Source organism: Saccharopolyspora taberi, from assembly GCF_039534165.1.
GTDB classification, from domain to species: Bacteria; Actinomycetota; Actinomycetes; order Mycobacteriales; family Pseudonocardiaceae; genus Saccharopolyspora_D; species Saccharopolyspora_D taberi.
On sequence record NZ_BAAAUX010000014.1, the window covers coordinates 786311 to 808083 of the forward strand.

General features: G+C 70.4%; 18 protein-coding genes. 8 read left to right on the plus strand and 10 right to left on the minus strand.

Features of this window, described 5'->3' with window-relative positions:
- Positions 1–34 precede the first annotated feature (34 nt).
- From ABD691_RS17925 to ABD691_RS17940, 4 genes are read right to left on the minus strand one after another with little or no spacing between them, the layout of a single operon-like run.
- Entirely contained in the window at positions 35–637 is a 603-nt protein-coding gene (locus tag ABD691_RS17925; protein WP_344681086.1) for a sarcosine oxidase subunit gamma, read from the minus strand.
- Positions 630–3473, minus strand: coding sequence for a sarcosine oxidase subunit alpha family protein (locus ABD691_RS17930; protein ID WP_344681088.1), 2844 nt, complete (start codon positions 3471–3473; stop codon positions 630–632). Before ABD691_RS17930 ends, ABD691_RS17925 begins: the two co-directional genes overlap by 8 nt.
- Positions 3470–3748: a sarcosine oxidase subunit delta gene (locus ABD691_RS17935; RefSeq protein WP_344681089.1), complete on the minus strand. Its 279-nt coding sequence runs from the start codon at positions 3746–3748 to the stop codon at positions 3470–3472. The genes ABD691_RS17930 and ABD691_RS17935 overlap by 4 nt, the downstream gene beginning before the upstream one ends.
- A 9-nt stretch (positions 3749–3757) precedes the next feature.
- On the minus strand, positions 3758–4990 hold the full coding sequence (locus ABD691_RS17940) for a sarcosine oxidase subunit beta family protein (protein ID WP_344681091.1): 1233 nt from the start codon (positions 4988–4990) through the stop codon (positions 3758–3760).
- 289 nt (positions 4991–5279) lie between these two features.
- Between ABD691_RS17940 and ABD691_RS17945 the strand changes: the two genes are divergently transcribed.
- The 4 genes from ABD691_RS17945 to folP are packed head-to-tail and all read left to right on the plus strand — an operon-like array spanning position 5280 to position 10165.
- The gene (locus ABD691_RS17945; protein ID WP_344681093.1) at positions 5280–7751 is read left to right on the plus strand and encodes a GcvT family protein; all 2472 of its coding nucleotides are present in this window, start codon (positions 5280–5282) and stop codon (positions 7749–7751) included.
- 32 nt (positions 7752–7783) lie between these two features.
- The gene (locus ABD691_RS17950) at positions 7784–8404 is read left to right on the plus strand and encodes a cyclodeaminase/cyclohydrolase family protein (protein ID WP_344681095.1); all 621 of its coding nucleotides are present in this window, start codon (positions 7784–7786) and stop codon (positions 8402–8404) included.
- Positions 8401–9279, plus strand: coding sequence for a bifunctional 5,10-methylenetetrahydrofolate dehydrogenase/5,10-methenyltetrahydrofolate cyclohydrolase (locus tag ABD691_RS17955; protein ID WP_344681097.1), 879 nt, complete (start codon positions 8401–8403; stop codon positions 9277–9279). The genes ABD691_RS17950 and ABD691_RS17955 overlap by 4 nt, the downstream gene beginning before the upstream one ends.
- A 7-nt stretch (positions 9280–9286) precedes the next feature.
- The gene (folP, locus tag ABD691_RS17960; RefSeq protein WP_344681098.1) at positions 9287–10165 is read left to right on the plus strand and encodes a dihydropteroate synthase; all 879 of its coding nucleotides are present in this window, start codon (positions 9287–9289) and stop codon (positions 10163–10165) included.
- 20 nt (positions 10166–10185) lie between these two features.
- Here the strand turns inward: folP and ABD691_RS17965 are convergent, their stop codons facing one another.
- A complete protein-coding gene (locus ABD691_RS17965) occupies positions 10186–10860 on the minus strand; it encodes a GntR family transcriptional regulator (RefSeq protein ID WP_344681100.1) in 675 nt (224 codons plus the stop codon).
- Positions 10861–10984: 124 nt separating this feature from the next.
- Between ABD691_RS17965 and ABD691_RS17970 the strand changes: the two genes are divergently transcribed.
- Together ABD691_RS17970 and purU are read left to right on the plus strand one after the other, a co-directional pair.
- Positions 10985–12358 (plus strand): L-serine ammonia-lyase, encoded by a 1374-nt coding sequence (locus ABD691_RS17970; protein WP_344681102.1) that lies wholly within the window; start codon positions 10985–10987, stop codon positions 12356–12358.
- A gap of 10 nt (positions 12359–12368) precedes the next feature.
- Positions 12369–13217, plus strand: a complete 849-nt coding sequence (gene purU / locus ABD691_RS17975; protein WP_344681104.1) for a formyltetrahydrofolate deformylase — start codon at positions 12369–12371, stop codon at positions 13215–13217.
- 46 nt (positions 13218–13263) lie between these two features.
- Here the strand turns inward: purU and fdhD are convergent, their stop codons facing one another.
- From fdhD to ABD691_RS18000, 5 genes are all read right to left on the minus strand, one after another.
- A complete protein-coding gene (gene fdhD, locus ABD691_RS17980; protein WP_344681106.1) occupies positions 13264–14085 on the minus strand; it encodes a formate dehydrogenase accessory sulfurtransferase FdhD in 822 nt (273 codons plus the stop codon).
- Between the two features lie 108 nt (positions 14086–14193).
- Positions 14194–16476 (minus strand): FdhF/YdeP family oxidoreductase, encoded by a 2283-nt coding sequence (locus ABD691_RS17985; RefSeq protein WP_344681108.1) that lies wholly within the window; start codon positions 16474–16476, stop codon positions 14194–14196.
- Positions 16477–16613: 137 nt separating this feature from the next.
- A complete protein-coding gene (locus tag ABD691_RS17990; protein ID WP_344681110.1) occupies positions 16614–17513 on the minus strand; it encodes a LysR family transcriptional regulator in 900 nt (299 codons plus the stop codon).
- A 36-nt stretch (positions 17514–17549) separates the two neighbouring features.
- Positions 17550–18734 (minus strand): NAD(P)/FAD-dependent oxidoreductase, encoded by a 1185-nt coding sequence (locus tag ABD691_RS17995; RefSeq protein WP_344681112.1) that lies wholly within the window; start codon positions 18732–18734, stop codon positions 17550–17552.
- Positions 18731–19078 carry a bifunctional 3-phenylpropionate/cinnamic acid dioxygenase ferredoxin subunit gene (locus ABD691_RS18000; protein WP_344681114.1) on the minus strand — a complete coding sequence of 116 codons (348 nt, stop codon included), beginning with the start codon at positions 19076–19078 and terminating at the stop codon, positions 18731–18733. Before ABD691_RS18000 ends, ABD691_RS17995 begins: the two co-directional genes overlap by 4 nt.
- A gap of 318 nt (positions 19079–19396) precedes the next feature.
- On the opposite strand from ABD691_RS18000, the gene ABD691_RS18005 reads away from it, so the two are divergent.
- Both ABD691_RS18005 and ABD691_RS18010 read left to right on the plus strand, forming a co-directional pair.
- Positions 19397–20482: an S-(hydroxymethyl)mycothiol dehydrogenase gene (locus ABD691_RS18005; protein WP_344681116.1), complete on the plus strand. Its 1086-nt coding sequence runs from the start codon at positions 19397–19399 to the stop codon at positions 20480–20482.
- A gap of 81 nt (positions 20483–20563) precedes the next feature.
- Entirely contained in the window at positions 20564–21688 is a 1125-nt protein-coding gene (locus tag ABD691_RS18010; protein ID WP_344681118.1) for an aromatic ring-hydroxylating oxygenase subunit alpha, read from the plus strand.
- Positions 21689–21773 lie beyond the last annotated feature (85 nt).

Sequence of the window (21773 nt, forward strand, 5' to 3'; positions counted from 1 at the left end):
GTTCGGTTGCTAGTCGGAACTGCCGGTTCTGCCGCTATGCCGCGGCGCTGGGACGCCCGTACTCGGAGGCGGCATCGGCCAGCCAGTCCGCAAGGTATCGGGAGAACGAGGAACGCACGAACACCCAGAACTCCGGCGGTTCGACGGAGTTGCGGACCAGGACCACCTCGGCATGCGCGAGCATCGTCTGCGCGCAACGCCCCGCCTCGAAGCTGCGCGGGTGCAGGTCGAGGGCGCAGCCCTTGCTCAGGAGCTCCTCCGCCTTCGGCCCGGCCACCCGCACGACGGTGCGGTGCGCGGAAACGTCCACAATCGACGCGTGCTCCCCGGCCAGCGCTTCGGTCAGCGTGCTCTGGATCTCCTCGGCACTGCCCTGTGCACCGACCAGAAGCCATTCGTCGGGGCCCATCCACAGCACCCGGACGGTCTCGGACGCCGCGACCTCGCCGGGCTGGGTCGGGAGCATCGTTCCCAGCGCGGTGCCCGCGCGTTCGGCCCCCGCGCCCTTGGGGTCGGCGCGGAGCGTGATCTGCGCCTGGAACGGGACTTCGCCGATCTCCACCACGCCCGGGACGGATGCCTGCGCCAGCAGGTCCGCGCGGGCGGCCAGCGGAGATTCGCCGTGGTTGTCAGCCATCTCGGCGCGCTCCTTCCTCGTCGTAGAAGACGGGCTCGGTGATCTTGACCGCGGCGAGCCGGTCGCCCGCGGTGGAGTAGATGGTCTCGCCGATGCGGTCGCGGCCCCCCTTGACCAGGGCCAGGGCGAATCCCCGCTCCAGCACGGCGCTGCGGTAGCTGGACGTGACGTGGCCGAGCATCGGAACCGGCGGTTCGGGCAGCTCGGGGTGCTCGACGAGCTGCGCTCCCTCTTCGAGCACGAGGTCCTCGTCGACGGGCAGCAATCCGACCAGGTGCTTGCGGTCCGTGCGCGTCGTGTCGGCGCGGCTGAAGGAACGCATGCCCAGGAAGTCGTCCTTCTTCTTCGACACCGCCCAGCCCATGCCGAGATCGTGCGGGGTGACCGTTCCGTCGGTGTCCTGCCCGACGATGGGGAAACCCTTCTCCGCACGCAGGACGTGCATCGTCTCGGTCCCGTAGGGCGTGATGTCCAGCGGCGCACCGGCTTCGACCAGCGCGTCCCAGAGCTCCCGCCCGTGCCACCACGGAACGTTGATCTCGAAGGCGAGCTCGCCGGAGAAGCTGATCCGGCACACCCGCGCCTGCCGCCCCGCGATGGTCCCGGTCTGCCAGGACATGAACGGGAAGCTGTCGTTGTCGAGGTCGATGTCGGTCGCCACGCGGGCCAGCACCTCGCGGGACTTCGGACCGGCGAGGGCGACGGTGGCCCACTGCTCGGTGACCGAGGTGAGGTGCACCTGCAGGTGCGTCCACTCGGTCTGCAGCCAGTCCTCCAGCCAGGACAGCACGCCGGCCGCCCCACCGGAGGTGGTGCTGATCAGGTACCGGTTCTGGCCGGTGCGCATCACCGTGCCGTCGTCGAAGACCATGCCGTCGGCGGTGCACATCAGGCCGTAGCGGATGCGTCCGAGCTTGAGGGTGCTCATCTTGTTCGTGTAGACGAGGTCGAGGAACTCGGCCGCGTCCGGGCCCTGCACGTCGATCTTGCCCAGGGTCGAGACGTCCTGGATGCCGACGCCCTCCCGGACGGCCCGGCACTCGCGCAGGACGGCCGCCTCCATGTCCTCGCCGGGACGCGGGAAGTACCAGGGCCGCTTCCACTGCCCCACGTTCTCGAACGGGGCGCCCTGCTCGACGTGCCAGTCGTGCATGGCGGTGACCCGCACCGGGTCGTAGAGATCACCGCGGTCGCGGCCGGCCAGCGCGGCGAAGCTCACCGGCGTGTACGGGGCGCGGAAGGTCGTCGTGCCGACATCGGCGATGTCGCGGCCCAGGACCTCGGTGATGATGCCGGTGGACAGGATGCCCGAGGTCTTGCCCTGGTCGTGGGCGGTGCCGATCGTCGTGTAGCGCTTGACGTGCTCGACCGAGTCCAGGCCGGCCCCGACCGCGCGGCGGATGTCGGCGACCGTGGCGTCGCGCGCGAAGTCGACGTACTGGTTCGTCCCCGCCGAGTCCGAGGGGCTGGGCACCAGCCAGACGTTGCCGCCGGCCAGGACCGGCGGCTTCTTCGCGCTGGGAAGCGCGCAGGTCTCCGCGTGGAAGCCGGCGGCGGTGGCCGCGTCCCGGCCCGCTTCGGCACCGGAGGCGAGGCAGTCGGCCGTCGCGAAGATCCCGGCCGCCGCACCGGCCGAACGCACCGACCGCGCGTGCTGGTCGGGCACGAACGCGCCGATGTCCTCGGCGAACCGGAGGGTTCCCCGCGACTGGCTGTGCAGGTGCACCGCCGGGCTCCAGCCGCCGGACACCAGCAGGAGGTCGCAGGCGAGCACGTGCTGCACGTCGGTGACACGGTTGCCGTCGGCCTCCCAGTGCGCCATGTGCACCCGGGAGATGCGGGCGTTGCCGGAGGTGCTGGCGATCACCGATCCGGTGTGGATGGTGATTCCCCGCTGGACGCAACGGGAAGCCCAGTAGGTGGACACGACCTCGCGCGTGTCGATGATCGTCGAGACCGTCACCCCGGCGTCGTGCAGGTCGACCGCCGCCGCGTACGCGCTGTCGTTGGTGGTGAACACGACCGCGCGGGTGCCGGGCGCGACCCCGTACCGGTGCAGGTAGGTACGGGCGGAGCCGGCCAGCATCGTGCCCGGCCGGTCGTTGCCCGCGAACGCCAGCGGACGCTCGTGCGAGCCGGTCGCCAGGACCACCTCCCTGGCGCGGATCCGCCAGATCCGCTGCCTGCTGAAGGCTTCGTCGCCCCGGTTCTCCACCGCGACGAGGTAGTTGTCGTCGTAGTGGCCGAAAACGGTCGTGCCCGGCAGCTGACGCACCTCGGGGAACGCGTCCAGCTCGGCGACGACGCCGCGCACCCACTCGGTGGCGGGCAGATCGTCGAGGCGCTCGCCGGTGCCCAGCAGGCTGCCGCCGAACTCGGTGTCGGCATCGGCGATGATCACGCGTGCGCCGCTGCGCGCCGCGCTCAGCGCGGCGGCCAGACCGGCAGGTCCCGCTCCCACGACGAGCACGTCGCAGTGGGCGTGCATGGTGTCGTACCGCGCGGGATCGTCCTCAGTGGCCAGACGACCCTGGCCAGGCAGCCCGGTGGCTTCCAGGCCGTCGATCAGCGGGACCGTGGTCGCGGTCAGCATCGGCTCCGGGAACGGCTTCTCGATCTGCACCAGCGCGTTCGGTTCCTCGGCACCGGCGGCCATGATGCCGCGCGGGCGGCCGTGCTTGATGCTGGTGCCGACCTGGTGGACGCCGTTGGCCAGCAGCGCCGAGGCGAGCGTGTCGCCCTGGTAGCCCAGGTACTCGGTGCCGTCGAAGCGGAATCGCAGCGGGCGGTCGCGGTCGACCCGGCCCCGCGCGGCAAGCCTGAACTCGTTGGTCACCTCGTCACCGTCCTCGCAGTGTTGGTGCTGTCGTCGGCCTGGATCTCGTTGGTGACGGTGTCGCGGTGGACGTTGAACCACCGGCGGCACCCCGCCGCGTGCACCCAGCGTTCGGCGAAGTACCCCTTGGGGTTGCTCCGGTAGAACAGGAACCGCGCCCAGTCCTCATCGGACACGGCCTGCGGGTTCTCCGGGTAGCGGACGTCGGCGTCTCCGCCGTAGTGGAACTCGTTCTCGTCGCGCGGCCCGCACCACGGGCAGGGGATGAGCATCATGGGGGTCTCCTAGTGTGCGACGCCGGCCGCGCCGTGCTCGTCGACGAGTGCGCCGGTGGTGAAGCGTTCGAGGGAGAACGGGGCGTTGAGCGGGTGCGGCCGGTCGTTGGCGATCGTGTGCGCGAAGCACCAGCCGACGCCCGGGGTGGCCTTGAAGCCGCCGGTTCCCCAGCCGCAGTTGACGTAGAGCCCGTCCAGCGGGGTCAGGCCCATGATCGCCGAGGCGTCCGGGGTGACGTCGACGACTCCGGCCCAGGTCCGCAGGACGTGCGCCCGCGCGAACATCGGGAACAGCTCGACCGCGGCGGCCATCTGGCGTTCGATGGTGTGGAACGCACCGCGCTGCGAGTAGGAGTTGTACGCGTCGATCCCGGCGCCGAGCACGAGTTCTCCCTTGTGCGCCTGGGAAACGTAGACGTGCACGGCGTTGGACATCACGACCGTCGGGTGCACCGGCTCCAGCAGCTCGGAAACCAGCGCCTGCAACGGGTGGCTCTGGATCGGCAGCTGGAGCCCGACCGAGTCCGCCAGCACCGAGGTGTGCCCCGCTGCGGCCAGCGCGACCTTGCCCGCGCGGATGGTGCCCCGCGTGGTCTCGACGCCCACGATCTTGTCGCCGACCCGCTCGAACCCGGTCACCTGGCAGTTCTGCACCAGGTCGACGCCCATGCGGTCGAGCTCGCGGGCGAAGCCCCACGCGACGTAGTCGTGCTTGGCGATGCCGGCCCGCGGCTGCCAGGTCGCCCCCAGCACCGGGTACCGGATGTCGGGCGAGGTGTTCAGGATCGGGCAGATCTCCTTGACCTGCGCGGGATCCAGCCACTCGGCGTCGATGCCGTTGAGCCTGTTGGCGTTGACCCGCCGGACGCTGTCGCGCACGTCCTGCAGGGAGTGGGCGAGGTTGAGGACGCCGCGCTGGCTGAACAGCAGCGGGTAGTCCAGCTCCTCCTCCAGCCCTTCCCACAGCTTGAGCGCGTGCTCGTAGAGCCCGGCGCTTTCGTCCCACAGGTAGTTGGACCGGATGATCGTGGTGTTGCGGGCCATGTTCCCGCCCGCGAGCCAGCCCTTCTCCAGCACGGCCACGTTGGTGATGCCGTGGTTCTTGGCCAGGTAGTACGCCGTGGCCAGACCGTGTCCGCCACCGCCCACGATGACGACGTCATAGGTGGACCTGGGCTCGGGTGAGCGCCACAACCAGTCCGGGTGTTCGGGCAGGTCGGCGCCGGGAGTGCGCGGCGTCATCGGACATCTCCGTTCGGGTCGGGGCGAGGCGCGGGCGCGAGCGCACCTGGCGAACAACAGACATTTCTCTGACATATCAGTTGTCGCTTAGCCTAGGTAGCACCTGCTCCGGGGTCAAGTGTTGACCTCGCCCCGCCGCCCGCCTACTCTGCCGTCCAGTTGATATATCAGAGCTACATTACAGATATACCTAGCTCCGCGACCTCAGGTCCGCAGCCCGCGAGCGAGCCCCGCGGGACACCCGTCAACCCCGTCTTCGCCGCCGAGGACGACCAGTAAGGAGACCAGCATGAGCACGACACCTCGCGTCGTCATCATCGGAGCCGGGATCGTCGGCGCGAACCTGGCCGACGAGCTGACCCAGCGCGGCTGGAACCGCATCACCGTCGTCGACCAGGGACCGCTGCCGTTCACCGGGGGCTCCACCTCGCACGCGCCCGGGCTCGTCTACCAGACCAGCTCGTCGAAGACGATGAGCGGCTTCGCGCAGTACACCGTGGACAAGTTCCGGGGCCTCGACGTCGACGGCGGGTGGTGCTTCAACCAGGTCGGCGGCCTCGAGATCGCCACCACCCCGGAGCGCCTCGCGGAACTGCACCGCAGGCAGGGGTGGGCCACCGCCTGGGGCATCCCCGGCGAGGTCGTCGGGCCGGAGGAGTGCGCCCGGCTGCACCCGCTGCTCGACCAGGACAAGGTCCTCGGCGGATTCCACACCCCCACCGACGGGCTGGCCAAGGCCTCCCGCGTCGTCGTGGCGCTGGCCAGGCGCGCCGAGTCCCGGGGTGCCGAGTTCCGGGGTTCGACCCGGGTCGTGGGGATCAACCAGCACGGCGGACGCGTCACCGGCGTCCAGACCGACGGCGGGGAGATCCCCGCCGACATCGTCGTGTCCTGCGCGGGGTTCTGGGGCCAGGCCGTCGGTGACATGGTCGGCATGCGGGTGCCGCTGCTGCCGCTGGCGCACCAGTACGCGCGGACCGGGCAGATCGCCGACCTGGTCGGCCGCAACGACGAGCAGATCGAGGCGCGGCTGCCGATCCTGCGCCACCAGGACCAGGACCTCTACTACCGCGAGCACAACGACTGCATCGGCATCGGCACCTACGCCCACCGCCCGATCCCGGTCCGGCTCAGCGAGCTGCCCGAGGCCGAGGACGGCGGCCCCACCGAAACGGCGATGCCGTCGATGCTGCCGTTCACCGAGGAGGACTTCGCCCCGTCCTGGGAGCACAGCCAGGCGCTGCTGCCCGCGCTGCGCTCGGCCAAGGTTGAGACCGGCTTCAACGGGATCTTCTCCTTCACCCCCGACGGCGGGCCGCTGATCGGCGAGTCCCCCGACGTCGCCGGGTTCTGGATCGCCGAGGCCGTGTGGGTCACCCACTCCGCGGGCGTCGCCAGGTCCGTGGCCCAGCTGCTGGTGGACGGCCGCAGCGAGCTCGAACTGCACGGCTGCGACGTGCACCGCTTCGACGAGGTCGAGATCACCGAGGACTACGTCGACGAGACCTCGAAGCAGAACTTCGTCGAGATCTACGACGTCCGCCACCCGCTCCAGCCCAAGCTCTCGCCCCGCGACCTGCGCGTCAGCCCGTTCCACGCGCGCCAGAAGGAGCTCGGCGCCGTCTTCCTCGAAGCCCACGGCTGGGAGCGTCCGCACTGGTACGAGGCCAACGCCCCGCTGGTCAAGGACCTGCCCACCGAGTGGCAGCCGCGGCCCCGGGACGCCTGGTCGGGGATGTTCCACTCCCCCATCGCCGCGGCCGAGGCGTGGAAGACCCGCAACGCGGTCGCCATGTACGACATGACCCCGCTCAAGCGGCTGGAGGTCAGCGGGCCCGGGGCGCTGCCCCTGCTCGACCGGCTGACCACCGGCAAGATGGACAAGTCGATCGGCTCGGTCACCTACACCCTCGTGCTCGACGAGACCGGCGGCATCCGCAGCGACATCACCGTGGCGCGGCTCGGCGAGCAGCAGTTCCAGATCGGCGCCAACGGCAACCTCGACCTGGACTACCTGCGCCGCCAGGCGCCGGACGACCACAGCGTGCAGCTGCGCGACATCACCGGCGGCACCTGCTGCATCGGCGTGTGGGGCCCGCTCGCCCGCGACCTGGTGCAGCCGCTGAGCCACGACGACTTCTCCCACGAGGGCCTGAAGTACTTCCGCTGCAAGTCCGCGCACATCGCGGGAATCCCGGTCACCGCCATGCGGGTGTCCTACGTCGGCGAGCTCGGGTGGGAGATCTACACCAGCGCCGAGTTCGGCCAGCGGCTCTGGGACGCGCTCTTCGAGGCCGGCCGCGAACTCGGTGTCGTCGCCGCGGGCCGCGCCGCGTTCAACAGCCTCCGGCTGGAGAAGGGCTACCGCGCCTGGGGCACCGACATGACCACCGAGCACAACCCCTACGAAGCCGGGGTCGGGTTCGCGGTGCGGCGCCAGAAGGGCGAGTTCGTGGGCCGCGACGCGCTGGAGGGGATCGACGCCGAGACCGTGTCCCGGCGCCTGGCGTGCCTGACGATCGACGACGGCCGCAGCGTCGTGCTCGGCACGGAGCCGGTGTTCCTCGACGGCGCGCCCGCCGGGTACGTCACCTCCGCCGCCTTCGCCCACACGATCGGCACCCCGATCGCCTACGCCTGGCTCCCCGCCTCCGCGACCGTCGGCACGCAGGTCGAGATCCAGTACTTCGACCGCAGGGTCCGCGCCACCGTGGCCGCCGAACCGCTGGTCGACCCGGAGATGCACCGCATCCGACGCTGATCATCGGAAAGCCCTACCAGAAAAGGACTTCCATGCGTTCAGACACCATCAGCACGTTCCTGAGCGACCTGTCCGCCCGGAAACCGGCCCCGGGCGGCGGCGCCACCGCCGCGCTGCACGCGGCCCAGGGCGCGGCACTGGTCGCGATGGTCGCCCGCTACAGCAGCGGGCCGAAGTACGCCGAGCACGCCACGACCATCGAGCGCGTGCGGGACACCGCCGACGACCTGCGCGAGCTCGCGCTTGACCTGGCCGAGCAGGACATCTCGGCGTTCGGCGCGGTCGGCGCGGCCTACGGGCTGCCCAAGGAGACGCCCGAGGACAAGACCGCCCGCTCCCGGGCGATCGCCGCCGCGCTGGCGGAGGCCGGTCGCGTACCGGCGCACGTCGTCGCGGTCGCCGACCAGGTCGTCGCGCTGGCCGAGGAACTGCGCCCGCTCGGCAACCCCAACGTCATCAGCGACATCGCGGCGGCGGCCGACGCCGCCCGCGCTGCGGCGTCCACCGCGCGGATCAACGTCGAGATCAACCTGTCCGCCTCCAGCGAGCTGGAGAACGCGGCCGAGCTGGTCGAGGCGATCTCCGGAACCGACGAGATCATCCTGCAGGCCGAAAAGACCACCGCCGCCGTACGGGAGCAGATCCTGCGATGACCACCATCCCCTCCTCGGCGACCTCGTCCCTGGCGACGAGGACCCTCGCCGGCACCCAGCTCGCCCGCGACATCCGTGCCGAAGTCACCGCGACGGCGGCCGAACTCACCCTGGGCGGCGTCACCCCGCGCCTGGCCGTCGTGGTCGCCACCGACGACGAGTCCAGCGCCTGGTACGTCCGCTCGATCGCCAAGACGGCGGCGAAGTCCGGAATCCTGTGCGACGTCGTGGATCTCGGCGCGGACGCGACCGCGGACGACATCCGCGCCTCGCTTGCCGCGCTCAGCACCGACCCCGAGGTGCACGGGATCATCCTGCAGACGCCGCTGCCGCCGGGCGCGGACTTCGAGGACCTGGCCGCCTCGATCGCCCCGGAGAAGGACGTCGACGGCGCCAATCCCCTGTCGCTGGGCCGCCTCGCCGCGGGACTGCCCGCCTACGCCCCGGCGACCGCGGCGGCGGTGCTGGCGCTGCTCGACCACTACGAGGTACCGCTGTCCGGCCGGACCTGCGTGGTGGTCGGACGTTCCAACGTGGTCGGCAAGCCCGCGGCGCAGCTGCTGCTGCAACGCGACGCGACGGTGACGGTCTGCCACCGCTACACCCGGGACCTCGACAACTACACCCGGACCGCCGACGTCCTGGTGGTGGCGGTCGGCCGTCCGGGCCTCATCACGGCCCAGCACGTCACCGGCGACACGGTCGTCATCGACGTCGGCACGAACCCCACCGCGGACGGCGGCCTGGTCGGCGATGTCGACGAAGCCGCCGTGAGCGGCCTGGTTTCCGGCCTGACGCCGGTGCCGGGCGGGGTCGGACCGGTCACCACCGCGCTGCTGCTCAAGCACACGGTCCACAACGCGGCGCGCTCGTAGGGAATCCATGACGAACACCTCCGAACTCGTCACCACCGAGCCGAAGCCTCGCGTCGACCGGTTGACGCAGCGGCTGCGCGATCCGCGGCCGCTGCTGTGCGGAATCGTCAACGTCACGCCGGATTCCTTCTCCGACGGCGGTTCCTGCCTCGACCACGCCGCCGCGGTCGCGCGCGGGCTGCGGCTCGCCGACGAGGGCGCCGGCATCATCGACGTCGGCGGTGAGTCCACCCGCCCCGGCTCGCGCCAGCCCGGCGTCGCCGAGGAGCTGGAGCGGGTGGTCCCGGTCATCGAGCGGCTGACGCGGGCCACCTCGGTTCCGGTGTCCGTCGACACCTCGCGTGCGGAGGTGATGCGCGCCGCGGTGGCGGCAGGCGCCAGCATGATCAACGACGTGCGGGCGCTGCAAGAGCCGGGCGCGGTGCGGGCCGCGGCGGAGCTGGGCGTGCCGGTGTGCCTGACGCACATGCTGGGCTCACCCGCGACCATGCAACGCGATCCGCGCTATGACGACGTCGTCGGCGAGGTCGTGGCCTTCCTCCGCCGGCGCGTCGAGGAGTGCTCGGAGGCGGGGATTCCGGACGGGCATGTCGTCGTCGATCCCGGCTTCGGGTTCGGCAAGACGCTGGAGCACAACCTGGAGCTGCTGGCGTCGTTGCCGACCCTGGGACAGCTCGGCCTGCCGATCATGGTCGGGCTGTCCCGCAAGGCCATGCTCGGCCAGATCACGGGCCGCCCGGTGCGGCACCGCCGGACGGCGTCGGCCACCGCGGCCGTGCTGGCGGTGCAGCGCGGGGCCAGGATCCTCCGCGTCCACGACGTCGCGGCGACCAGCGACGCGCTGAAGGTGCTCGACGCGCTCGCGTCGGTGGAGGTGCCGCGGTGAACCCGCGGCACCGGGCCGGCTCAGGTGGCCGACCTGATCGCCTTCTCGAACCCGATGACGTGTTCGCGGGCGAGTTTGGCGACCTTGTCGGCTTCGCCTTCGGCGATCCCGCGCAGCAGCGCGACGTGCTCGCCCACGTGCCGGTCGAAGTGCTGCATCCGGTCCAGGAACAGGCAGAAGATCCGCGTGGCGAGGTTGTCGTAGCGGACCAGCGTGTCCTCGAGGTGCGGGTTGCCCGCGGCGCGGTAGATCGCCCGGTGCACGTGCAGGTCCCAGCGCATCAGGTCGGAGCGGTCGAGGGTGGTCACGTCGAGGGCTTCGATCTGGTCGGCCAGCTCGGCCAGCTGGGCCTTGACCTCGCGGCCCGCGGCCTGCGCGGCGCGGCGGGCCGCCAGCGGTTCGAGCTGCACGCGGATCTCGGAGATGTAGGCCAGGTCGGTGATGTCCACCCCGGTCGCGAAGGTGCCGCGGCGCGGGTAGGACACCACCAGCCGCTCCCCCTGCAACCGCTTGAGCGCCTCCCGTACCGGGGTGCGGCCGATCCCCAGCGACTCGCTCAGCGCGGCGTCGTCGATCGGTGCCATCGGCGGGATGTCCAGCATGATCAACAGGTCCTGGATCGCGACGTAGGCGCGGTCGGCCAGTGATGCGGGCGTCTGCTCGAGCTCCTGAGGGGTAGTGGTCACAGGTCCCATCTTAGGCCCTCCCGTCCAAGCACCGGAACAAATCCACAGCAAAACTATACAACTTACATTCAACTGATATATTAGTCGTGCTTCCATTGGGTCCCACCGCCCAGCCAACACCCCGGGGGTGCGTATGACCATCTCAGTGTTCGACCTGTTCAAAGTGGGGATCGGGCCGTCGAGCTCGCACACGGTCGGCCCGATGCGGGCCGCCCACCTGTTCGTCACCAGGCTCGCCGAGTCGGGAGCCCTGCGCCGGACGGGCGCGGTGCGCTGCGAGCTGTTCGGCTCCCTCGGCGCCACCGGGCACGGCCACGGCAGCGTCAAGGCCGTCGTCCTCGGCCTCGCGGGCGAACAGCCGCACCTCGTCGACCCGGTCGCGGCCGAACCCACGGTCCGCGCGGTGCGCGAGGAGGGGTGGATCCTGCTCGGCGGGGACCACAAGGTCCCGTTCTCCACCGACGAGGACATCGTCCTGCACCGCAACAAGCGGCTGGACTTCCACAGCAACGGCATGGTGTTCGAAGCCCGCGACCCGGAGGGCGCGCTGCTGGAACGCCGCGAGTACTACTCGGTCGGCGGCGGCTTCGTCCTCGACGAGGACGAGACCGGCCAGCCGGTGCTCGTCGAGGACGACACGCCCGTGCCCTACCCGTTCAGCACCGGGGACCAGCTGCTCGCGCACACCCGCGAGACCGGTCTGCGGATCAGCGACATCATGCTGGCCAACGAACTCGTGTGGCGCAGCGAGGAGGAGGTCCGCACGGGCCTGCTCGACATCTGGTCGGTGATGCGGGAGTGCGTCGCGCGCGGCATCGCCACCACCGGCGTCCTGCCCGGCGGGCTCAAGGTCCGGCGGCGGGCCCACGAGCTGCACAAGCGCCTGGAGGCCGACGCCGACCAGGTCGACGCGCTCCACGCCATGGAGTGGGTCACCCTCTACGCGCTCGCCGTCAACGAGGAGAACGCGGCCGGTGGCCGGGTGGTCACCGCACCGACCAACGGTGCCGCCGGGATCGTGCCCGCGGTCCTGCACTACGGCCAGAAGTTCCTGCCGGCGTTCTCCGACGACACCGCCGTTCGGTTCCTGCTCACCGCGGGCGCGATCGGCCTGCTGTTCAAGGAGAACGCCTCGATCTCCGGTGCGGAGGTCGGCTGCCAGGGCGAGGTCGGCTCGGCCTGCTCCATGGCGGCGGGAGGGCTCGCCGAGATCATCGGCGGCACCCCGGAGCAGGTGGAGAACGCCGCCGAGATCGGCATCGAGCACAACCTCGGCCTGACCTGCGACCCGGTCGGCGGGCTCGTGCAGATCCCCTGCATCGAGCGCAACGCCGTCGCCTCGGTCAAGGCGATCACCGCGGCCCGGATGGCCGTCCGGGCCGACGGCCGCCACCACGTCTCGCTGGACAAGGCCATCAAGACGATGCGCGAGACCGGCGCGGACATGAAGGACAAGTACAAGGAGACCGCCCGCGGAGGGCTGGCTCTCAACATCGTGGAATGCTGAGGAGAATCCCGTGACGCGTTCGTTCATCCTCACCCTGAGCTGCCCCAACCGCACCGGCATCGTCCGCGCGGTCAGCGCCTACCTGTTCGAGCACGGCTGCGACATCGGCGAGTACCAGCAGTTCGACGACCCGGTCCGCGGCAGGCTGTTCCTGCGCACCCAGGTCAACGCCGCGCAGGAGGTCGACCTCGACGAGATGACCCGCGGGTTCAAGCCCGTCGCCGCGGACTTCGAGATGGACTTCACCTTCTCCGACAAGCGCGACGCGCGCGTGCTGGTGATGGTCTCCAAGCTCGGGCACTGCCTCAACGACCTGATCTTCCGCTGGCGCGCGGGCAGCCTCGGCGCCGACATCGTGGCCGTGGTGTCCAACCACGAGGACCTCCGGCCGATGGCCGAGGGCGCCGGACTGCCGTTCGTCCACGTGCCGGTCACCCCGGAGACCAAGCCCCAGGCCGAAGCCCGGCTGCTGGAGCTGGTCGACGAGTACGACGCCGAACTGGTGGTCCTCGCCCGCTACATGCAGATCCTGTCCGACCAGACCAGCAAGGCGCTGCACGGCCGGGCGATCAACATCCACCACTCGTTCCTGCCCGGGTTCAAGGGCGCCAAGCCCTACCACCAGGCGTACGACCGCGGGGTCAAGCTCGTCGGCGCCACCGCGCACTACGTCACCTCGGACCTCGACGAGGGCCCGATCATCGAGCAGGAAGTGATCCGGATCGACCACAGCTACGACCCCAAGGCGTTGCAGACGGTCGGTCGCGACGCCGAGGCCCTGGCGCTGTCCCGCGCGGTGCGCTGGCACTGCGAGCGTCGCGTGCTCCTCAGCGGGCACAGCACGGTGGTCTTCGACTGAATGGACATGACCCGTGATTCCCCTGTCCTGCCAGGGGAATCACGGGTCAGCTGAGCCGCTCGGCTCCGGTGTAGACGTTCATCGAGCGGCCGCGGAGGAACCCGACCAGCGTCATACCGCTCTCGGCGGCGAGCTCCGCGGCCAGCGAGGACGGCGCGGAAACCGCCGCCAGAGCGGGAATTCCCGCCATCACGGCCTTCTGCACGAGTTCGAAGGACGCCCTGCCGCTCACCAGCAGCACCGTTCCCCGCAGCGGAAGCAGCCCCGATCGCAGGGCGTGCCCGACGACCTTGTCCACGGCGTTGTGCCTGCCGACGTCCTCCCGGAGGCACAGCAGCTCGCCGCCCGCCGAGAACAGCCCGGCCGCGTGGAGTCCTCCGGTGGTGTCGAAAACCCGCTGCGCCGCGCGCAACCGGTCGGGAAGGGACTCCAACACCTCCTGCGCGACGACGCACGGGTCCTCGGCCACCGTCCACGCCGCAGTAGTGCGGACCGCGTCCAGGCTGGCTTTCCCGCAGAGGCCGCAGGAGGAGGTCGTGTAGAAGTTCCGCTCCAGAGACGCATCCGGTGCGGCGACGCCGGGAGCCAGGGCGACGTCAACGACGTTGAACGTGTTCGAGCCATCAGCCGTGGCGCCCGCGCAGTAGCGGATGCTGCGCACGTCGTCCGCGGCGTGCACGACACCTTCGCTGACGAGGAACCCGGCCGCGAGGTCGAAGTCCGAACCGGGCGTCCGCATCGTTACCGTGAGCGGACGCCCGCCGACGCGGATCTCCATCGGCTCCTCGGCCGCCAGCGTGTCGGGCCGGTGCGAGTGCACCGACTCCCGGATGCGCAGTACCCTCCGGCGCACAGTCGCACGACCCACGCGTTTCTCCTTATGTTCCAGGCTTGCGTAGCGGTGCGGGTGGCGGAACCTCAGGCGTCCGCTGGCTGCTCGGGTGGGCTAAGCGGCTGGCGCCGCTTACAAGACCCCCTACCCCACCTGCTCCAGCCGAACCACGATCCCCTTTGACGTCGGCGTGTTGCTGATGTCGGCCACGCTGTCCAATGGGACGAGCACGTTGGTCTCCGGGTAGTACGCCGCCGCGGACCCGGGCGTCGTCGGGTAGGCGACGACGCGGAAGCTCTCCGCGCGGCGCTCCTCTCCCCCGTGCCACACGCTCACCAGGTCGACCTCGCTGCGGTCGGCGATCCCGAGGGCCTCCAGGTCCGCGGGGTTCACCAGCACCACCCGCCGAGCACCGTGGATGCCCCGGTAGCGGTCGTCCATCGCGTACGGGATGGTGTTCCACTGGTCGTGCGAGCGCAGGGTCTGGAGCACCAGGTGCCCGGCCGGCGCGGCCAGCATCGTGAACTCGTTGCGGGTGAAGGTCGCCTTCCCGGAGGCGGTGCGGAACCGGCCGTGGTTGGCCGGGTTGGGCAGCCGGAAACCGCCCGGTTCGGCCACCCGGGCGTTGAAGTCCTCGAATCCCGGGACGACGCGGGAGATCCGGTCGCGGATCCTGCCGTAGTCCGCCTCGAACTCCTCCCACGGGATCGCCACCCCGTCGCCGAGCGTGCGGCGGGCGAGGCGGCACACGATCGCCACTTCGCTGAGCAGCGCGGGCGAGGCCGGTTCCAGCCGCCCGCGCGAGGCGTGCACCTCGCTCATCGAGTCCTCGACCGTCACGAACTGCTCGCCGGTGGCCTGCACGTCCCGGTCGCTGCGGCCCAGCGTGGGCAGGATCAGCGCGATCTCCCCGCACACCGCGTGCGAGCGGTTGAGCTTGGTGGAGATGTGCGCGGTGATCCGGCAGTTGCGCATGGCCTGCTCTGTCACGTCGCTGTCCGGCGTGGCGCGCACGAAGTTGCCCGCGACGCCGAGGAAGAACCTGGCGCGGCCGTCGCGCATCGCCCGGATCGAGTCCACCGAGTCCCACCCGTGCTTGGCGGGCGGGGTGAAGCCGAACTCGGCTTCCAGCGCGTCGAGGAACTCCTGCGGCATCCGCTCCCAGATGCCCATCGTCCGGTCGCCCTGCACGTTGCTGTGGCCGCGCACCGGGCAGGCGCCCGCGCCGGGCTTGCCGATGTTCCCGCGCAGCAACAGGAAGTTCACGACCTCGCGGATCGTGGGCACGCCGTGCTTGTGCTGGGTCAGCCCCATTGCCCAGCAGACGATGATCCGCTCGCTGCGCAGGACGCGGTCGCGGACCTCCTCGATCTCCTCCCGGCGCAGCCCGGTGGCCGCCAGGACGTCCTCCCAGCCGATCTCGCGGGCGTGCTCGGCGAACTCCTCGAACCCGCTGGTGTGCTCGTCGATGAACGCCCGGTCCAGCACGGTGCCCGGCGCGGCGTCCTCTGCCTCCAGCAGCAGCGCGTTGAGCGCCTGGAACAGGGCGAGGTCGCCGCCCGGCCGGATCTGCAGGAACTGGTCGGCGATCGCGGTACCCCGGCCGATCACGCCGCGGACCTTCTGCGGGTTCTTGAACCGCAGCAGCCCGGCTTCGGGCAGCGGGTTCACGGCGACGACCTGACCGCCGTTGCGCTTGGTCTCCTCCAGCGCCGAGAGCATCCGCGGGTGGTTGGTGCCCGGGTTCTGCCCCACGACGAAGACCAGATCGGCGTTGTGGAGGTCGTCGAGACTCACCGTGCCCTTGCCGACACCCAGCGTCTCCGACATCGCCGATCCGCTGGACTCGTGGCACATGTTGCTGCAGTCGGGCAGGTTGTTCGTGCCGAACGCGCGGGCGAAAAGCTGCAGCAGGAACGCGGCCTCGTTGTTGAGCCGCCCCGAGGTGTAGAACAGTGCCTCGTCCGGCGAACCGAGCCCCCGCAGCTCCTCGGCGAGCAGGTCGAACGCCTCGTCCCAGCCGATCGGCTCGTAGTGCTCGGCTCCGGGGCGCTTGACCATCGGCTCGGTCAGCCTGCCCTGCTGGTTGAGCCAGTAGTCGGACTTGACCGCGAGCTCGGAAATGCTGTGCCTGGCGAAGAAGTCGGCGGTGACCCGGCGCGTGGTCGCCTCGTCGTTGATGTGCTTGGCGCCGTTCTCGCAGTACTCGTTCAGGTGCCGCTGCTTCGGCCCGCCGTCCGGCCAAGCGCACCCGGGGCAGTCGATCCCCTTGTCCTGGTTGACGTTGAGCAGGGTCAGCGCGGTCCGGCGGACCGAGGTCTGGCCCAGGGAGTACCGGAGGGCGTGGGCCACCGCGGGGACGCCGGTCGCCCACGTCTTGGGCGAGGTGACCGAAAGGTCGTCACCCGGGTCTTCGATGGAGCTCATCCTCGCTCGTGTTCCCCTCGACGTCAGAATTCCGCGCCGATCAGTTTTCGGCGATTTCCACGAGCTGTCAAAGAGAAGTTCCCGATGACGTGATCGGTGCCGCCTATCGTGGATCCCGCGCGGTCACTCCAGTGCGGTCACTCCAGTTCCGCGGCGACGTCGACAGCCCGCGCCACGTCTACGAACGCGCGCCCGACGACCGATCCGGGCTCCCGTGAGGACAGCAGGAGGCCGACCCGCGCGGCCTCGGACTCCTCCAGGGCGACAGCGCGCACGCCCGCCACGTCGCCGAGGGCGCGCGCGAACGGAGCGGGCACGATGCTGGACCACCGGCCGGTGGCGACGTGCGAGCACAGCGACGCGATCGAATCGGTTTCCAGCTGCGGGGACGCCGCGACGCCTGCCCTGCCGAAGTGGGCGTCCAGCCTGCGCCTGCCCTGCATCGACGAGCTCAGCAGGCACAGCGGCACGTGGGCGGCCTCGGCCCAGCTCACCGACTCCCGCCGCCCGAACTCACCGTCCGACGGCGTCAGGAACACGTACCGCTCGCGGTACAGCGGAACCGAGGTCAGCCCGTTCTCGTCGGCGCCGCCGACGTAGGTCAGCGCGATGTCGATCTCGAAGTTGCGCAGCCTGCGGAGGATGTCGTCGGACGCGAGATCGGACAGGACCCGCACCCGCACGAGCGGATGCCTCGCGCAGAACGCGGACGTGAGCAGCGGTACGGCCGGCGCCGCGGTCGGGATGACTCCCAGCGTGAGCCTGCCGGTCAGACCGGTCCGCAGGGCGCCGACCTCCTGGCGCATCGACTCGCGGTCGGCCAGGATCCGCTCCGCCCACCGGACGATGTGCTCGCCCTCCTGCGTCAGGCCCTGGAACCGCCGGTCCCGGCGGATCAGCGGAACGCCGAGCTCTTCCTCCAGCTTGCGGACGGCCTGCGACAGCGTGGGCTGGGAGACGTGGCACGCCTGGGCCGCACGGGCGAAGTGCTGCTCCCGCGACAACGCGACGAGGTACTCGAGTTGCCGGAAGAGCATTCATCCACCTCGTGCGGCCCAGGTCCGATGACGGTTTCAGCTGGACAGGGTAATGAGGCCGGGCCTGGCGATCTGGCGCCGAGCTCTTCCGAAGGCTTTGGGCTGGTTGAAGCCGAGGACGGCGACGAGCTGCCCGTCGTGCTCGTAGTGCGCGAGGAAGCTGCGGTCCTCGACGTCGCCGTCGACGACGCGCACCTCGGAGCCGGGCCGCGCCGCTCCGGCGAACTGGATGCGGACGCCGTACTGGTCGGACCAGAAGTAGGGGACTTCGTTGTGGTGCTCGACGGTGTTGCCCGCCAGCAGGTTCCGCACCGCCACGCGCGGCTGGGTGGTGGCCGCGGTCCAGTGCTCGGCGCGGGTGGAGCGGCCCAGGTGCGGGCGGTGCACGTGGGCGACGTCGCCGACCGCGGCGATGTTGGACAGGCCGGTGATCCCGCCCGCGTCGCAGCTGACGCCGTCGTCGAGGCCCAGGCCGGAGTCGGCCAGCCACTCGATGTTGGGCCGGACGCCGATGCCGACGACCACGACGTCGGCGGGCAGTTCCTCGCCGCCGGCGAGCCGGACGCCGGTCACGCGGCCGTCGGCCGAGAGGACCTCGTCGACGCCGACGCCGAACCGCGTCCGCACACCGTGATCGCCGTGCAGGTCCGCGCACGCCGAGGCCATCTCCTTGCCCAGGGCGTGGACGAGGGGGAGCTCGGCGGCTTCGACCACGGTCACCTCGGCGCCCAGGTGCGAGCACGAGGACGCCACCTCGGCCCCGATGAACCCGGCGCCGATCACCACGACGCGGGATCCGCTCGTCAGCTCGTCACGCAACGCCGCTGCGTCGTCGACCGTGCGCAGTGTGTGGATACCGGCGATCCCGTCGGTGCCGGGAAGCCGCCGCGGGGTGGCGCCGGTGGCGAGCACGACGCCGTCGGCTTCGATCCGTTCGCCGCTGAGCAGCTCCACCGACGCGTCGGCGGAGCGCAGCCGCACGGCGGGATCGCCGATGCGCCACTGGGCGTCGAGGTCGTCGAAGTCGGACTGGTCGCCGAGCGCGAGCTCCGCCCGGTCGATCTTGCCCTGGAGGAAGTCCTTCGACAGCGGAGGACGGTCGTAGGGCTGGTGCACCTCGTCCCCGACGAGCACCAGCCTGCCGTCGAAGCCCTGCTGGCGCAGCTGCTGCGCCGCGGAGAACCCGGCGAGGGAGGTGCCGATGATCGCGATGGTCCTCACGCGACGGCCTCCTGCTCCTGCACCTTCTCCGGCTGGCCGGCGTGCTGGTTGACGTGCACGTAGACCACGCCGTCCTCGACGGTCACCGGGTGGGTCCGCACCGGCTTCTTGGCGGGCAGACACGTGGGCATCCCGGTGCGGAGGTCGAAGAACGCCGCGTGCAACGGGCACTCGACGAAGCACCCTTCCAGGAACCCGTCCGACAACGAGGCGTCCTGGTGCGTGCAGCTGTCGTCGACCGCGTAGAACTCACCATCGGCGTTGAACACTGCGACGGCCACGTCCGCCACGATCCGGGTTGACTCCCCGGGCGGAAGCTCCTCGACACGGCACACGGCGATCATGAGCAGCCCCTCCAAGCGTTGCGCATAACAGAACAGGTATCTCAATGCGCAACAAGAATCGCCGACCAGCGGGATCGTCGTCAAGAGATCGGGAGGCGGTTCTTCGGGCAAATTTTTCCCGCGCCTCACTGGGGTTTTGGCTGACGATCACACCCCGTTCCGGCTACCGCCAGGTAACACCGCGACACCTCTTGACAGGAGCCTCACCTGGACTCATCGTGTGTTTCGCATGGAGCAACTCTGTGCTTCATGCGCAACCACACTCTGTGGCTTCACTTCACCTCTCACACACTTCCCGTGCTCCGAGGAGATCTGCCCGTGCAAAACAAGGCCCGAGGTGTCGTGGCACGCAAGAAGGGTTCTCCCGTCGAGGTGGTCGACATCCTCGTCCCTGACCCCGGACCCGGCGAAGCGCTCGTCGAGGTGCAGGCGTGCGGGGTCTGCCACACCGACCTGCACTACCGCGAAGGCGGCATCGGCGACGAGTTCCCCTATCTGCTGGGACACGAGGCGGCCGGGATCGTCGAGGCCGTGGGGCCCGGCGTCACCAACGTGCGCCCCGGTGACTTCGTCGTGCTGAACTGGCGCGCAGTGTGCGGCCGGTGCCGAGCCTGCCGCCGCGGGCGCCCGCAGTACTGCTTCGACACCCACAACGCGAGCCAGCCGATGACGCTGACCGACGGCACTCCGCTGAGCCCGGCGCTGGGGATCGGCGCGTTCGCCGAGATGACCCTGGTCGCCGCCGGGCAGTGCACCAAAGTGGACTCGGAGTCCGACCCGGCGGTGGCCGGCCTGCTCGGCTGCGGGGTCATGGCCGGAATCGGCGCGGCGGTCAACACCGCCCCGGTCCGGCTCGGCGACACCGTCGCGGTCATCGGTTGCGGTGGCGTGGGCGCCGCGGCCATCACCGGAGCCGATCTCGCCGGTGCCCGGCGCGTGATCGCGGTCGACGTGGACGCCCGCAAGCTCGACTGGGCGGAGCGGTTCGGAGCGACCGACTCCGTCAACGCGCGCCACACCGACCCGGTGGCGGCCATCCGGAGGCTGACCGACGGGTTCGGGGCCGACGTGGTGATCGACGCGGTCGGGAGCCCGGAGACGTTCCGCCAGGCGTTCTACGCCCGCGACCTCGCAGGCACCGTCGTGCTGGTCGGTGTTCCCAACCCGGAGGTGCAGGCCTCCCTGCCGCTGATCGACGTCTTCGCCCGCGGAGGCGCGATCAAGTCCTCCTGGTACGGCGACTGCCTGCCCGACCGCGACTTCCCCGTGCTGGTGGAGCTGAACCAGCAGGGACGGCTCGACCTGGACGCGTTCGTCACCGAACGGATCGCGCTGGACGAGGTCGAGGCGGCCTTCGGCCGGATGCACAACGGCGACGTGCTGCGCTCCGTCGTCGTCCTCTGATCCCCGGCGCCCTCCTGCCCTCCCTGGGCGCCGGTCCAAGCCCGAACAAGCCGAGTTACCACTATCCCGAGTGAGGTTGAGATGACCACGACCGGACCGACGGAAAGCCTGCTGGCCACGCTGCCGGGCCAGTACTACACCGATCCGGCCATTTTCTCCCTGGAGCAGTCCCGGATTTTCGAGCAGCAGTGGTTCTGCGCGGTGCGCTGCGAGGACCTGGACAAGCCCGGCGCGTTCCGGACCGTCCAGATCGGCCGCGAGAGCGTTCTGGTCACCCGCGGCCGGGACGGCGCGGTGAACGCCTTCCTCAACGTGTGCCGCCACCGGGGCGCCCGGCTGTGCACCGAGGAGAAGGGCGAGGTCCGCCGCTCCTTCCAGTGTCCGTACCACGCCTGGACCTACGGCCTGGACGGCAAGCTGATCGCCGCGCCGAACCTCAACGACATGCCCGACATCGACCGCTCCGAGTTCGGCCTCAACCGCCTGCACGTCCGCGAATGGCTGGGGTACGCCTGGGTGTGCCTGGCCGAGGAACCGCCCTCCTTCGACGACACTGTGGTCTCCGACGTCACCGAGCGCCTCGGTGACGCGGGCGCGATCAACGCCTACGACGTCGCCTCGCTGCGCCTCGGCAAGCGGATCAGCTACGACGTCAAGGCGAACTGGAAGCAGATCATCGAGAACTTCATGGAGTGCTACCACTGCGCGACCATCCACCCGGAACTCACCGAGGTGCTGCCGGAGTTCGCCGACGGCTTCGCCGCGCAGTACTACGTGGGCCACGGCGCCGAGTTCGGTGAGGACGTGCAGGGCTTCACCGTCGACGGCAGCGAGGGGCTGGAGCGGCTGCCCGGCGTCACCGAGGACCAGGACCGCCGGTACTACGCCATCACCGTCCGCCCCCAGGTGTTCATCAACCTGGTGCCGGACCACGTGATCTTCCACCGGATGTTCCCGCTCACCGCCGAGCGCACGCTGGTCGAGTGCGACTGGCTCTACATGCCCTCGGTCATCGAGTCCGGCCAGGACGTGTCCCACTCGGTCGAGCTGTTCGACCGGGTCAACCGGCAGGACTTCGACGCCTGCGAGCGCTGCCAGCTGTCGATGGACTCGCGCTCCTACAGCCAGGGCGGGGTCTTCGTCCCCAGTGAGCACCACATCGCCGCGTTCCACGACTGGGTCCAGAAGGAGCTCGCCGACAAGTAAACATCGTCGAAACAAGAAGACCCCGTCCGCTCGGACGGGGTCTTCTTGTTTCCCTGAACCGAAAAGACGCCCGGCTCGCGGGGAG

Excerpts from the sequence above, each read along its gene's own strand:
- ABD691_RS18010 (WP_344681118.1), top strand. The coding sequence starts at position 20,564 with ATGACCACGACCGGACCGACGGAAAGCCTGCTGGCCACGCTGCCGGGC.
- ABD691_RS17955 (WP_344681097.1), top strand. The coding sequence starts at position 8,401 with ATGACCACCATCCCCTCCTCGGCGACCTCGTCCCTGGCGACGAGGACC.
- ABD691_RS18000 (WP_344681114.1), bottom strand. The coding sequence starts at position 19,078 with ATGATCGCCGTGTGCCGTGTCGAGGAGCTTCCGCCCGGGGAGTCAACC.
- ABD691_RS17925 (WP_344681086.1), bottom strand. The coding sequence starts at position 637 with ATGGCTGACAACCACGGCGAATCTCCGCTGGCCGCCCGCGCGGACCTG.
- ABD691_RS17985 (WP_344681108.1), bottom strand. The coding sequence starts at position 16,476 with ATGAGCTCCATCGAAGACCCGGGTGACGACCTTTCGGTCACCTCGCCC.
- folP (WP_344681098.1), top strand. The coding sequence starts at position 9,287 with ATGACGAACACCTCCGAACTCGTCACCACCGAGCCGAAGCCTCGCGTC.
- ABD691_RS17990 (WP_344681110.1), bottom strand. The coding sequence starts at position 17,513 with ATGCTCTTCCGGCAACTCGAGTACCTCGTCGCGTTGTCGCGGGAGCAG.
- ABD691_RS17945 (WP_344681093.1), top strand. The coding sequence starts at position 5,280 with ATGAGCACGACACCTCGCGTCGTCATCATCGGAGCCGGGATCGTCGGC.
- ABD691_RS17940 (WP_344681091.1), bottom strand. The coding sequence starts at position 4,990 with ATGACGCCGCGCACTCCCGGCGCCGACCTGCCCGAACACCCGGACTGG.
- ABD691_RS17965 (WP_344681100.1), bottom strand. The coding sequence starts at position 10,860 with ATGGGACCTGTGACCACTACCCCTCAGGAGCTCGAGCAGACGCCCGCA.
- ABD691_RS17950 (WP_344681095.1), top strand. The coding sequence starts at position 7,784 with ATGCGTTCAGACACCATCAGCACGTTCCTGAGCGACCTGTCCGCCCGG.
- ABD691_RS17935 (WP_344681089.1), bottom strand. The coding sequence starts at position 3,748 with ATGATGCTCATCCCCTGCCCGTGGTGCGGGCCGCGCGACGAGAACGAG.
- ABD691_RS17970 (WP_344681102.1), top strand. The coding sequence starts at position 10,985 with ATGACCATCTCAGTGTTCGACCTGTTCAAAGTGGGGATCGGGCCGTCG.